Raw genomic sequence first — 12,657 nt, forward strand, 5'->3', positions numbered from 1 at the left:
CCCCCGCCCTACAGCATCGCGGTGTTTTGCGGATTGCCGATCATGGTGAGGAATTCCCGGCGCGTGCTGGGGTCGGTGCGGAAGGCGCCCAGCATGCGGCTGGTGACCATGGAAGTGCCGTGGGTGTTCACCCCGCGAGAGGTCATGCAACCATGTTCGGCCTCGATCACCACGGCGACGCCCTTGGGCTCCAGCACGTCGTTGATGGTGTTGGCGATCTGCGCCGTCAGCCGTTCCTGAATCTGCATCCGGCGGGCATAGGCATTGACCACGCGCGCCAGCTTGGAAATGCCGACCACGCGGTTCAGCGGCAGATAGGCGATATGCGCCCGGCCGACGATGGGGGCCATGTGATGCTCGCAATGCGAGACGAAGCGGATGTCGCGCAGCAACACCATCTCGTCATAGCCGTCGGTCTCGTCGAAGGTGCGCTTCAGCATGTCGACCGGATCGACCGAATAGCCGCCGAACCATTCCTCATAGGCCTTGGCGACGCGCTTCGGCGTGTCGAGCAGCCCTTCGCGGGCGGGGTCTTCCCCGGCCCAGAGCAGCAGGGTTTTCACCGCCGCCTCCGCCTCCTCGCGCGTCGGGCGCGGCAGGGCCGGCGGCACGGCCAGCTTGGCCGGGTCGGTGGAACGGCGAACCAGAGGGGTCATCGCGGCATCGGCCGTTGTCTTCTTCATCTTGATCCCCGAGATATCGCTGCATTCTATCGTTACTAAGCGCAGCGGGGTGTTATCGGTTCCGTGGAATTGGCGCCGGATCAGCCCGCTTCAAGCCGTAACACGAAAAAAACTCTTAACCGCAGCGCGATGTGAACCGGGCAGCCATTCGCTGCGTATATAGGCGCTTTCGGCGGCTAATTCAGCCGCACCGCCTCGTGCGGGCTGTCCAGCGAAAAGGCCGGAATGCCGATGTCGAACATCTCTCCCGCCTCGCTCTCCATCGTATAGCTGCCGACCATGATGCCCGACGGGGTGGGAAGCGGTGTGCCGCTGGTATATTCGAAGCTCTCGCCCGGCCGCAGCACCGGCTGTTCGCCAACCACGCCGTCGCCTCGCACTTCCTGGGTGCGGCCCCTGGCGTCGGTGATGCGCCAATGCCGGCGGCGCAGTTGCACGGTGCGGTTGCCCTGATTCTCGATGCGGACCTGGTAGGCCCAGACATAATGCCCCTCCGCCGGGGAGGACTGATCTTCCAGATAGATCGGCTGCACCGTGACGCAGATGGCCTGCGTGGTCTGGCTGTACATGGCGGGACTCCCGCGTAGCGGCTGGCGATTTGACGGCGGAACGGCGCGCGTCCGTTGATCCGTCATGACAGGATAGTTAAAGCCATGAAAGTGTTTTTCCAAGGCCCGTGCGTTCGCCGCGCCTTTGCGCGCAACGAAAAACGCCCGGCGCTGTGGCGCCGGGCGTCCTTTCCGTCAACCTGTCCGGGATTAGCGGAACAGGATCACGACACGGCGGTTGGCCTGTTCGCGCACACCGTCCGGGGTCGGCACGGCGAGATCGCTTTCGCCCTGACCCGAGGTGGTAATGCGGCTGGCGGCGATGCCGTCGGCGACCAGAGCGTCACGCACCGATTCCGCGCGGCGGATCGACAGGCGCATATTGTAGTCGTTCGGGCCCGAGGCATCGGCATGACCGATGACGCCGATCGGCAGATTCTGGTTACGCGCGGCGGTGGCGGCGTTGCGCACCATGCGCAGACCGTCCGGGGTCAGCTGGGCGCTGTCGAAGGCGAACAGCACGGTGTACGGACCGGAGGGGGCCGGGGTGGCGGCGGGCTGCGGGGCCGGGGCGGCCTTCGGGGCCATCGCGGCGTCAACTTCCTTCATCGCCTGCAGGAAACGGTCGCGACAGGCGGCGATGTGGTTCCACTGCCAGTTCTCTTCCTGCTGCTCGACCCAGCAATCGAACAGAACCTGGGCCTGGGCGGCCGGCACCGGCGCCTTGGTGCGCGCGGTATTGTCCAGCGCCGTCATCAGGCGGGCGCGGGCCTGGGTCAGCTCCGGCACCTTATCCGACGGCAGGTCCCACTGGCTCAGCTCTTCCGGCAGCACCAGCTCGTTGCGGGAAGCCGCAAGGCCCTTTTCCGACCAGCGCACGGCGTCCGGCCAATCATACATTTCCTTTTCCTCGAAATTCGCGAGATCGCGATATTCGAGGGTCAGTGCCTGGTTGAACTCGGACGCGCCGGTCGGCTGGACAGTGCGAATCTTGTCCAGATTTCCATAATTGGCGCAACCTGCGGCAAGCATGGCCATCGCGCCGACTGAGAGGGTTTTCATTGCGTTAAGAGTCATGGGGACCCCTTTCTTCGTTCCAGTGCCGCTGCATGGTCGCGTACCCGCGGCGTTGTTCCTTTGGCATCGTCTGGTCCCACCATGCCTGTCAGCGCAGGCGCTTCCGGGGCGAACCGTCGAGGCCGATACCGTGCTGTGCCGTATATCCTCGATGCCAATTAGAACCGATGGGCCGAACGGAAGGTTCCGGGGGTTATGCCATTTAGCCAAAAAAATATATCCATCAGGATACCGCGACGCCCGGCCGGCTCAGCGCAGCCCAATACCTTCCTGCGAACCCGCCAAGGATTCCAAAAGGATACGCCGCGCGGCGGGCGGCACGTCCGCCGGATCATGGGTCACCAGCAAAATCGGTAGCCGTCGCCGCGCCGCATGATCGAACACGAAGCGGCGGAAGCGGGCGCGCAGTTCCGCGTCGAGCTTGCCGAACGGTTCGTCGAGCAACAGCAGCCTCGGTTCGGACAGCAGCGTGCGCATCAGCGCCACCCGCGCGCGCTGCCCGCCGGACAGGGTGGCCGGGTCGCGCGCGGCGAAGCCGGCCAGGTCGGCCTCCGCCAGCGCCGCCTCTATGCGCTCCCGCCGCGCCCGGCCGCGCACCCCGGCCGGCAGGCCGAAGCCCAGATTGCCGCCGACCGACAGATGCGGGAACAGCAGATCGTCCTGGAACAGAATGCCGATGCGCCGGCGCTGCGGCGGCAGGGCGGTTATATCCACCCCCTCCAGCAGCACCTTGCCCTCGGCCGTGAAGGCCGGCGGCAACGTGCCGCACAGATAGGCCAGCAGGCTGGATTTGCCGACGCCGCTGGGGCCCATCAGCGCCGCCGCCTCGCCTTCCGCCAGGGAAAGGTCGAGCGGCCCGATCAATGGCCGGCTATTCAGCAGCAGCCGAACGCCCCGCACCTCCAGCGCCCTCATAATGCCCCCCTCATAGCGCCCCCCCTCATAGCGCCCCCTTGAGGCCCGCCCGGCGGCGATAGAGCAGCGCCGGCAGCAGCAGCGCCAGGCTGAAGCCAAGGAACGGCAGCGCGCCCTGCAGGAAGGCGTAGATGCCGACGACGCGGCGATCCGCCCCGGCGGCCAGGCTGACCGCCTCGGTGGTCAGCGTCATATAGCGCCCGGCCCCGGCAAAGAGCGTCGGCAGATACTGGCCGACCGATACCGCGAAGCCGATGGCGGCGGCGATCAGCGCCGGCTTCAGCAGGATCGGCAGCGTCACCTGCGCGAACACCCGCAACGGCCCCGCCCCCAGGCACCGCGCCGCGCGGGCATAGCGCTCGTCCAGCGCCCGGTAGGGGTCGGCCAGCGCCAGGAAAAGATATGGCAGGGTGAACAGCAGATGGCTCCACACCAGCGCCAGCGCCGTGCCGTCCAGCCCGGCCCAGACCAGCAGCACCTGCGCGCCGAACAGGAACCCCACCTGCGGCGCCAGCAGCGGCAGATAGAGCAGCCACAGCCCACGTGGGGAAAGCGCCCGGCCCTGGCGCTGTTCCTGCTCCAGGCAGCCCAGCACCAGCAGCAGCGCCAGCCCGGTGGCGGCCAGCCCGACCCACAGCGTGGTGGAGAGCGGCACGCCCAGCGCCGGGGCCTGGCGCATCCAGCCGGCCAGCGTCAGCGTTTGCGGCAGCGCCTCCGGGTAGCGCCAGGCCGCGGCGACGGACCATAGCGCCAATCCGGCCACCGACAGCACGGACAGCCCCAGCGCCAGCGCGCCGACGCCGCCGGCAAGCAGCCCTGGCGCGCGTCCCGCCGGCCCTGCCCCGCGCGCCCCGCCGGCGGCCCAGGTCCGGCCGACGCGGGCGATGCCGGCCTCCAGCAGCCGGCACAGTGCGATCGCCAGAATGACGATGAGGCACAGCCCGACCGCCCCGGCCGCCCCCTGGAAGCGCATCGACAAGTCCGGATCGCTGAACCAGCGCAGCACCAGCACGGATAGCGGCGGCGGGGTGCCGGGGGCGAGCACGATAGCCATGTCGACCGTCGACAGCGCATAGGCAAGCACGGCGTAGAGCGGCAGGCGGATCTGCCGGTGGACCAGCGGCAGCACCGCCTTCAGCCAGGCCATCGACGCGCCATAGCCGAGCGCGCGGGCGACGCGCAGCAGCCGGTCGGCCGGCACCTGGTTCAGCGCCGCCAGGATCATCAGCAGCAGGAAGGGCGTCTCCTTCATCACCAGCGCGGCGGTCAGCGCCAGGCCCTGGGGATCGGCCACGATGGCGATGTCGGGCGGGCGCTCCCAGCCGGTCAGCCAGGGCGAGGCGAGGCGCGCCAGCCAGCCGCTGGGCGCGATCAGGAAGGCGAAGCCGATCGCCAGCGCCGCATGCGGCAGCGCCAGCAGCGGGGCCAGCAGCCCGCGCAGCCGGGCGAACCAGCGTGCCTCATGGAAGGCCGCGCACAGCCCCACCGCCAGCAGGAAGGAGATCAGCGTGGCCAGCAACCCGCTGGTCAGCGTCAGCCGCAGCGCGGCACCGAGGCCGGGATAGGCGAACAGCGCCCGCCAGGGCTCCAGCGGTTCCACCCGCAGACCCAGCACCGGCAGATAGCCGAAGGCCGGCAGCAGCGTGCCGATCAGCCCCGCCGCCACCGGGCCGAGGAAGAGCAGCAGCGTCAGAGGCGGAACGAGGCGCAGCATGTTAGCGGTTATAGCGCTTCTGCCATTCCTCTTCGATGCGGGTCATCCAGCTCGGATGCGGTTCCGGCAGGGCCACGCCCAGCGCGGCGTCGGACAGGGTGGCGACGCCGCGTTCGATGGCGGCGAAGCGCTTCTGCGCCTCGGCCGGCAGGGCGTCCAGGTCCAGCACGGTGAAGTCGCCCCAATGGGCCGGGTCCTGCTTGCGCGCCTGCGCCTCGGGCGACAGCAGGAAATTGGCGACGACCAGCGCGCCCTCCTTCGCCTTGGCGTTGAACGGGATGGCGACGAAATGCGTGTTGCCGATGGTGCCGCCCTCCAGCACGAAGGTGCGCACGCTGTTCGGCAGCCGGCCTTCGGCGATCAGCGCCGAGGCCTCGCCCGGATGGAAGGACAGCGCCATGTCGACCTCGCCATCGTCCAGCAGCTGGCGCAGCGCCGGGCCGGTTTTCGGGAAGCCTTTGCCCGCGCGCCACAGATGCGGATGCAACTGGTCGAGATAGGCCCAAAGCGGCGCGGTCACGGCGGCGAAATCGGCGGCGTCGGCGGGGTCGGCCAGCGGTGCGGTGTCGGCGGCCAGTTCGCTCAGCGCCTGCTTCAGAAAGGTGGTGCCGATGAAGTCCGGCGGTGCGGGATAGGCGAAGCGGCCGGGATTGGCCTTCGCCCAGTCGAGAAAGCCGGCAATGCTGCGCGGCGGGGTCGATACCCGCGCCGTATCCATCATGAAGACGAACTGCGCCATGCCCCAGGGCGCTTCCAGCCCGTCGGTCGGCACGGTGAAATCGACCAGCGTGGTCGGCTTGCCCGTTACATCGACCAGCGCGAAATTCGGTAGCCGGCCGGTGAAGGGGCCGTAGAGCAGGTTCTTCTCCTTCAGCGCGGCGAAATTCTCGCCATTCAGCCAGATCAGGTCGACCGATCCGTCCGTCTCGCGCCCGGCGGCCTTTTCGGCCAGCACGCGGGCCACCGCCTCGGCGGTATCGGCCAGCTTCACATGGCGCAGCGACACGCCGTACTCCGCCGACACGCGCCCGGCGACCCACTGGATATAGGCGTTGATGCGCTCATCCCCGGCCCAGGCGTTCCAATAGACCGTCTGGCCGCGCGCGGCCTGCAGCGTCTGCTGCCAATCCGCCGCGCGTGCCGGCCCTGCCGCCAGCGCCAGCAGCACCATCACCGAACCCAGCCATCGCCGCATCGCGCCCTCCCCGCCTATAGTCCTGGAAATCCAGTCATAGCGCGCTGCCGGCGGAATTGGCAGCCGCCCATCGCCGCCTCACGCAGCTTTGATGATAGCGGAGGGCTGACGCTTGCCGGGGCCGATTCCATCGCCTATAAGAAGCTCAATAGTGCGGGTGTAGCTCAATGGTAGAGCAGCAGCTTCCCAAGCTGACGACGAGGGTTCGATTCCCTTCACCCGCTCCAAAAAAGACGTTTCCCGGCGTTGGTTCGGGCCCTGAACCAGCCAACCCCAAACGCGACGACGCCGCCCGAGCAATCGGGCGGCGTCGCTGTTTGTCGGGCTCAGGGATGAGAGGCCCGGCAGACGTCAGGCGGGAGGATTAGTCCCGCTTGCTGCGGTCGTAGAGATAGCCGCCGCCAGCGCCCGCAGCGCCGCCGAGCAGGGCGCCGCCCACGGCGCTACCGCCGGTCAGGGCGCCGATCGCGGCACCGCCCGCCGCACCGGCCGCGCCGCCGGTGAGGGTGCGCTGCTGGGTGGAATTCAGATCGGAACACGCGCCCAGCGCCATGCCGGCGATCAGGGCCACAGCGGCCAAAGGCTTCATAGACATATCAACTTCCCTCCTCTTGCTGGAATCGAAAATACAGTGATGGTCCTGGGGGCTCATGCCGGGCGCGCCTTAGCGCACCACGCTGACCTCCGCCTCCACGGCCTTCTTGAACTCGGCCTCGGTCATGCCGACGACGATGGCCTTGGCCTGTTCGTCCATGCGGATTTCGCTGGGCGGCAGGGTGAGCTTTTTCTCGCCCAGCCCCAGCAACCCGCCGGTGCCGATAACAACTTCCTGGATCGCCTTACCGTCGGCGCCGAGGACAACGTCCTTCACCTCGCCGACCTTCTTACCGTCGGTGGACTGCACGGACTTGCCGACGATGGCGGTCAAGTCGGTAGAGAAGCCGCTGACCTCCTTGCCGGCCGCCTTGACGTCGCCGGCAGTGCCGAGGGCGACCGCGTTCTCCAGGGTCGTCTTGAACTCGGCTTCGGTCATGTCGACCTTCACCGTGCCATCGACCTCGTTGCTGGTGACCTTCTCGGCCGGTATGGCGATCTGCTTCTCGCCCAGGCCGAGGACGCCGCCGGAGCCGATAATGACCTGCTGCACCTGGGTGCCGCCTTCGCCGGTAACGACATCCTTCACCTTGCCGACCTGCTTGCCGTCGGTCGTGGTGACGGCCTTGCCGATCAGGGTATTGGTCAACCCGCCGGTGCCGGCCACGACATCCTTGCCGGCGTTAACGGCGCTATCGACGGCAGCGCCGATATCCTTGCCGATGCCGCGCACCGTATCGCCGATGCCGCCCGTGGTGGCACCGGTATCGGTCTGGGTGGTGGCGCTGCCCGAAACGCCGGCGCTCTGCGCCGAGGCCGGGGCCGTCGCCAGCAGCAGCGGGGCTGCCAGGGCGATGGCGGAAACGGTCGCGATAAGATCCTTGCGCATGACTCCCTCCTCTCAGGGTCGCCGTTGCCGGCCTCATGACCGGCCTGCACAAGGAGGGCGTCAGAAAAACGAACCCTCCTCACTCAACCAACACAACGGCGGAGAGGAGGGAGTCGTTCCCGTTATCACAAGAATGCCCAGATTCAGTATGGAATACCGGGCTTTTACATCAGGGCTTCTTCGGCAAGCCAGCGTCTTCGCGCGCCTTTTCGGCCTCTTTCTCGGCTTCTTCCTTGGCGGCATTGGCCTTGGCTTCGGCCTGGTCGCGCAGTTCCGGCGGCGGGGAGACGCTCTCCCCGCCTTCCGCCGCCTGCTCGATGGCAGCGTCGGCATTGGCGTGGATGGTGCGCGGCTTGGGTTCCTCACCGGCCTGCGCCTTTTCCAGCACGATATGGGCCGCCGGGGCGCCGCCTTTCTGGTCGGTGCCGAAATACAGGGTCTGGTGCGGGAACGGAATTTCGATGCCGAGCTTGTCGAAAGTGTTCTTGATCCGGCGGTTCATCTCGCGCCCCACCGCCCAATGCATGCCGACCTTGGTGGTGAAGCGGCAGCGGATGGTGACGGAAGAATCGGCCAGCGCCTGCACGCCGAAAATCTCCATCGGGGCGGTGATAGTGTCCTTGTAATTCTCGTCCGCCGCCAGCTCCTCGCCGACCTTGCGCAGCACCTCGATGACCTCGTCGACATTCTCACGGTAAGCGACGCCGACATCGATGACCGCCCGGCCGTAATCCTTGGTCATGTTGGTGATGATATCGACCGAGCCGAACGGGATGGTGTGCAAATTGCCGCCCAGATCGCGCAGCTTGATGGTGCGGATCGACATCGCCTCCACCACGCCGGATTGCGTGCCCACCTGCACCACGTCGCCGACATTGATGGTGTCCTCGACCAGCAGGAACAGGCCGGTGATGACGTCCTTCACCAGCGCCTGGGAGCCGAAACCGATGGCCAGGCCGACAACGCCGGCGCCGGCCAGCAGCGGGGCGATATTCACCCCCAGCTCCGACAGCACGATCAGCGTGACCATGGTGATGAGGACGATCAGCAGCGCATTGCGGATCAACGGCAGCAGCGTCTTGGCGCGGGTGTTGGTCTGCCCGCTCTCGTCCAGCCGCTTCAGATAGCGCTCGACGAACAGGCTGATGAATTCCCAGGCGACGGCGGCCACGCCCAGGATGATCAGGATGCTGATGATGGTGCCGATCAGCCGCTGGCCGCCGGTCGAGGTGATGTAGCCGAAGGCGTTGAAGCCCCAGGCCTGCAGGATCGCCACGCCGACCACCACGATGATCGCCGCGTGAAACACGGTGCTGAGAATCGGCAGATAGCGGTTGGCCCGCAATTCCAGCGTCGGGAATTTCTGCTTCATCTCCGGATTGATCGAGAAGCCGTGGATGATCAGCCGGTCGAACAATATCCACATCACGCGCCCGATCACCAGGGCGACCAGGGTCAACGCCGTGGCCCGGCTGATGAAGGCGAAGCCGCCCGCGATGCCCAGGATCAGCACCGCGAAGGCCGCGACGACATAAAGCAGCGCCAGCAAATGCCAGATGCCGGCGAGACGACGTCGCAGGCGTGACATCGGCTTGTGGCGCTGCTCCTCCGGCATGTCCTCGGGACCGCGCATCGCCTCGGCCACCGGCTTGCGGTTCTGCAGGATGAAGATGACCGCCATCGCCGCCAGCGCCAGATAGACGATCTTGCGCAGCACGCCATAGACCGTCAGCGGCAGACCCAGCAGGGCGGCGGCATGCGCGCCCATCAGCCCGAACACCGCGAGATAGGTGAAGCGCCGCGCCCAGATATGCAGGTAATTCGCGGTTTCGTCGCTGAGCGGGATGCGGCGGCGTTCCGGATGCTTGGGCGCCAGCAGCAGGGTGAAGCCGGCCATGATGACCTGCGACAGCACGAAGGCGAAGATCAGCGCCACCGAGGCCAGCCGGATTTGCGGCGCCATGTTGGTCAGCACGATCACCGCCTGCGCCGCGCCGAAGAAAGCGGCGATGGGAATCAGCTCCAGCGCGCCGCGCAGCAGCAGCAGCAGCCAGCCGAAGATCGGATGGATCGCCTCCTTCGCCGCCAGCGCGCGGCGCGGCCGGGTCAGCGCCAGCCGCACGATGTAATGCGCGGCATAGCCGGCGGCGACCACCAGGGCGATCTTGCCCAGCGCCAGCAGCAGGCGGTTGCGATAGTCCGGGTTGGAGAAGACCGCCACCGACCAATCCCAGAACCGGTCGAGATTGAAGATCTGGTCGATGCCGGTGACCAGCACGCCGCTCAACTCGCCGACATGCTCGGACAGCTCGCTCAGCCCGCGCCCCAGCATGCCTTCTTCCTCCGCCGCTGCTGCGGCGGCGGCAGGGGCCGTGCGGGGGACCGTGACGGCGTCGGCGGGCAGCTGGATCAGGGTCTCGATCTGGCGAATCAGATTCTGGCGGCGCTGATCGTCCTTCAGCGTATCGACCAGCGACTGCAATTCCGCCTTCGGGCCGGTTTGCGCCTCGGCTTGCGCTTCGGTTGGCGCCGGCTCGCCGCCACCGCCGGATGTCATCGTCCCCGGCAAGGCTTGCGCCATGGCCGAAGCGACGGGCAGCGAAAGGAGGCAGGCGAGCAGCAACGCGGCGAACAGGCGGGTCGATCGATACGGCATTCGGTCTCTATATCCCTGGCGGCTTATGGGGCGGCTTTTCGGGTCGGCTTTTTCGGGCACGGTTCGGGGCTGACTATAACCCGATGACAGGATGTCTCAAGGTCGCGGCGGATTTTCGGCACCCTGCCCCCTGGTAACGGGCTGCCCCGCGCCCTTGTTTCCCTGGACTTGTTTCCACGCGACCCAACATGGATAATTCGCGCAGCAGCCGCCCGGTTCCGGCCGGCGCCAATCGCGCTGCCCGCCTTGCGGGAAAAGCGCGCCTCGTAGTCAAGGGAGACGTCCGAGCAATGTCAGAAACCACCGTGATACCGATCCGCGACGACCGGGCGAAATCCGCCTGGATCGACGAGAAGGGCTATTTCGAGCTGTATGAGCGGTCGGTGAAAGACCCGGAAGGTTTCTGGGCCGAACATGGCAAGCGGATCGACTGGATCAAGCCTTACACCAAGGTGAAGGACGTTTCCTTCGATAAGAAGGACCTGCACATCAAATGGTTTCATGACGGCACGCTGAACGTCGCCGCCAACTGCATCGACCGGCACCTGGCCAAACGGCGCGACCAGGTGGCGATCATCTGGGAAGGCGACGATCCGAACGAACAGAAGAACATCACCTATGGCGAGCTGCACGAGCAGGTCTGCCGCTTCGCCAATGTGCTGAAGGCCCAGGGCGTCCAGAAGGGCGACCGGGTGACGATCTACATGCCGATGATCCCCGAGGCCGCCTACGCCATGCTGGCCTGCGCGCGCATCGGCGCGGTGCATTCCGTGGTGTTCGGCGGCTTCTCGCCGGACGCTCTGGCCGGCCGCATCGAGGATTGCGACTCCACCGTGCTGGTCACCGCCGACGAGGGCTTGCGCGGCGGCCGCAAGGTGCCGCTGAAGGCCAATGCCGACGAGGCGTTGAAAAAATGCCCGAAGGTGACCAGCGTCGTGGTGGTGAAGCGCACCGGCGGCGCCGTCGGCTGGCAGGATGGCCGCGACATCTGGTATCACGAGGCCGCATCCAAGGTTTCCGCCGACTGCCCGCCGGCCGAGATGAACGCGGAGGACCCGCTGTTCATCCTCTACACCTCCGGCTCCACCGGCAAGCCGAAGGGCGTGCTGCACAGCGGCGGCGGCTATCTGGTCTATACCTCGATGACGCATCAATACGTCTTCGACTATCACGATGGCGATATCTACTGGTGCACCGCCGATGTCGGCTGGGTGACCGGCCACAGCTACATCGTCTATGGCCCACTGGCGAACGGGGCGACCACGCTGATGTTCGAAGGCGTGCCGAACTACCCCGACGGCTCGCGCTTCTGGCAGGTCTGCGACAAGCACAAGGTGAATATCTTCTACACCGCGCCGACCGCCATCCGCGCGCTGATGCGCGACGGCGAGGGGCCGGTGAAGAAGACGAAGCGCGACAGCCTGCGCCTGCTGGGCTCGGTCGGCGAGCCGATCAATCCGGAAGCCTGGCTGTGGTACTACCGGGTCGTCGGCGACGAGAAATCCCCCATCGTCGACACCTGGTGGCAGACCGAGACCGGCGGCATCCTGATCAGTCCGCTGCCCGGCGCCACGCCGCTGAAACCCGGCTCCGCCACCCGCCCCTTCTTCGGTGTGAAGCCGGAGCTGGTGGATAATGACGGCAAGAAGCTGGAGGGGGCCACCGAAGGCAACCTCTGCATCGCCGACAGCTGGCCGGGGCAGATGCGTACCGTCTATGGCGACCATCAACGCTTCTTCGACACCTATTTCGCCACCTTCCCCGGCAAATATTTCACCGGCGACGGGGCGCGGCGCGACGAGGATGGCTATTACTGGATCACCGGCCGCGTCGACGATGTGATCAACGTGTCCGGCCATCGCATGGGCACGGCCGAGGTGGAGAGCGCGCTGGTCGCCCACGCCAAGGTCGCCGAGGCCGCCGTGGTCGGCTACCCGCACGACATCAAGGGCCAGGGCATCTACGCCTATGTGACGCTGACCGCCGGCGAGGAACCGACCGAGGCCTTGCGCAAGGAACTGGTGCAGTGGGTGCGCAAGGAGATTGGCCCGATCGCCAGCCCGGACCTGATCCAGTGGGCGCCGGGTCTGCCAAAAACGCGCTCGGGCAAAATTATGCGTCGCATTCTGCGTAAAATTGCCGCAAATGAGTATGAGGCTCTGGGTGATACCTCGACCCTCGCCGATCCCGGCGTGGTCGACGATCTCATCGAGAACCGCATGAACCGCCCATCCTGACGCGACGCATCGTCAGCGGGCGGGGACGCAGAAAGCGTCACTGCGACGCGAACGCACACCGACATTCTGCCCGGGGAGCTTGCTCCCCGGGTGTTTTTTTGCGCGCGAGAGGGGGGAGGCCGATGGCCGTGTCCTTCGAGACGCCTGCT

Annotated in this window: 10 protein-coding genes and 1 tRNA gene; 2 read left to right on the forward strand and 9 right to left on the reverse strand. The window is 66.7% G+C overall.

Annotated features, from left to right (window positions below):
- Positions 1 to 8: 8 nt before the first annotated feature.
- The 6 genes from folE to AUP43_RS10635 all read right to left on the reverse strand — a co-directional run bounded on the left by folE (position 9) and on the right by AUP43_RS10635 (position 6,132).
- Positions 9 to 683, reverse strand: a complete 675-nt coding sequence (gene folE / locus AUP43_RS10610; RefSeq protein ID WP_407668465.1) for a GTP cyclohydrolase I FolE — start codon at positions 681 to 683, stop codon at positions 9 to 11.
- Positions 684 to 859: 176 nt separating this feature from the next.
- Positions 860 to 1,252: a Co2+/Mg2+ efflux protein ApaG gene (apaG, locus tag AUP43_RS10615; RefSeq protein WP_067556416.1), complete on the reverse strand. Its 393-nt coding sequence runs from the start codon at positions 1,250 to 1,252 to the stop codon at positions 860 to 862.
- 189 nt (positions 1,253 to 1,441) lie between these two features.
- Positions 1,442 to 2,293: an OmpA family protein gene (locus tag AUP43_RS10620; protein ID WP_067556419.1), complete on the reverse strand. Its 852-nt coding sequence runs from the start codon at positions 2,291 to 2,293 to the stop codon at positions 1,442 to 1,444.
- Between the two features lie 264 nt (positions 2,294 to 2,557).
- On the reverse strand, positions 2,558 to 3,223 hold the full coding sequence (locus tag AUP43_RS10625; protein WP_067556422.1) for an ATP-binding cassette domain-containing protein: 666 nt from the start codon (positions 3,221 to 3,223) through the stop codon (positions 2,558 to 2,560).
- A 25-nt stretch (positions 3,224 to 3,248) separates the two neighbouring features.
- The gene (locus AUP43_RS10630; protein WP_067556425.1) at positions 3,249 to 4,937 is read right to left on the reverse strand and encodes an ABC transporter permease; all 1,689 of its coding nucleotides are present in this window, start codon (positions 4,935 to 4,937) and stop codon (positions 3,249 to 3,251) included.
- Position 4,938: 1 nt separating this feature from the next.
- Positions 4,939 to 6,132, reverse strand: a complete 1,194-nt coding sequence (locus AUP43_RS10635; RefSeq protein ID WP_067556428.1) for an ABC transporter substrate-binding protein — start codon at positions 6,130 to 6,132, stop codon at positions 4,939 to 4,941.
- Between the two features lie 153 nt (positions 6,133 to 6,285).
- Between AUP43_RS10635 and AUP43_RS10640 the strand changes: the two genes are divergently transcribed.
- A tRNA-Gly gene (locus AUP43_RS10640) sits at positions 6,286 to 6,359 on the forward strand.
- 137 nt (positions 6,360 to 6,496) lie between these two features.
- On the opposite strand, the gene AUP43_RS10645 is transcribed toward AUP43_RS10640, so the two are convergent.
- The 3 genes from AUP43_RS10645 to AUP43_RS10655 all read right to left on the reverse strand — a co-directional run bounded on the left by AUP43_RS10645 (position 6,497) and on the right by AUP43_RS10655 (position 10,271).
- Positions 6,497 to 6,727: a hypothetical protein gene (locus tag AUP43_RS10645; protein ID WP_157089316.1), complete on the reverse strand. Its 231-nt coding sequence runs from the start codon at positions 6,725 to 6,727 to the stop codon at positions 6,497 to 6,499.
- A 69-nt stretch (positions 6,728 to 6,796) separates the two neighbouring features.
- On the reverse strand, positions 6,797 to 7,615 hold the full coding sequence (locus AUP43_RS10650; RefSeq protein WP_067556431.1) for a PRC-barrel domain-containing protein: 819 nt from the start codon (positions 7,613 to 7,615) through the stop codon (positions 6,797 to 6,799).
- A gap of 169 nt (positions 7,616 to 7,784) precedes the next feature.
- The gene (locus tag AUP43_RS10655) at positions 7,785 to 10,271 is read right to left on the reverse strand and encodes a mechanosensitive ion channel domain-containing protein (protein ID WP_067556432.1); all 2,487 of its coding nucleotides are present in this window, start codon (positions 10,269 to 10,271) and stop codon (positions 7,785 to 7,787) included.
- 290 nt (positions 10,272 to 10,561) lie between these two features.
- On the opposite strand from AUP43_RS10655, the gene acs reads away from it, so the two are divergent.
- A complete protein-coding gene (gene acs, locus AUP43_RS10660; protein WP_067556433.1) occupies positions 10,562 to 12,508 on the forward strand; it encodes an acetate--CoA ligase in 1,947 nt (648 codons plus the stop codon).
- Positions 12,509 to 12,657: the final 149 nt, after the last annotated feature.

Origin of the sequence: Oceanibaculum pacificum (genome assembly GCF_001618175.1) — a bacterium.
GTDB lineage: Bacteria > Pseudomonadota > Alphaproteobacteria > Oceanibaculales > Oceanibaculaceae > Oceanibaculum > Oceanibaculum pacificum.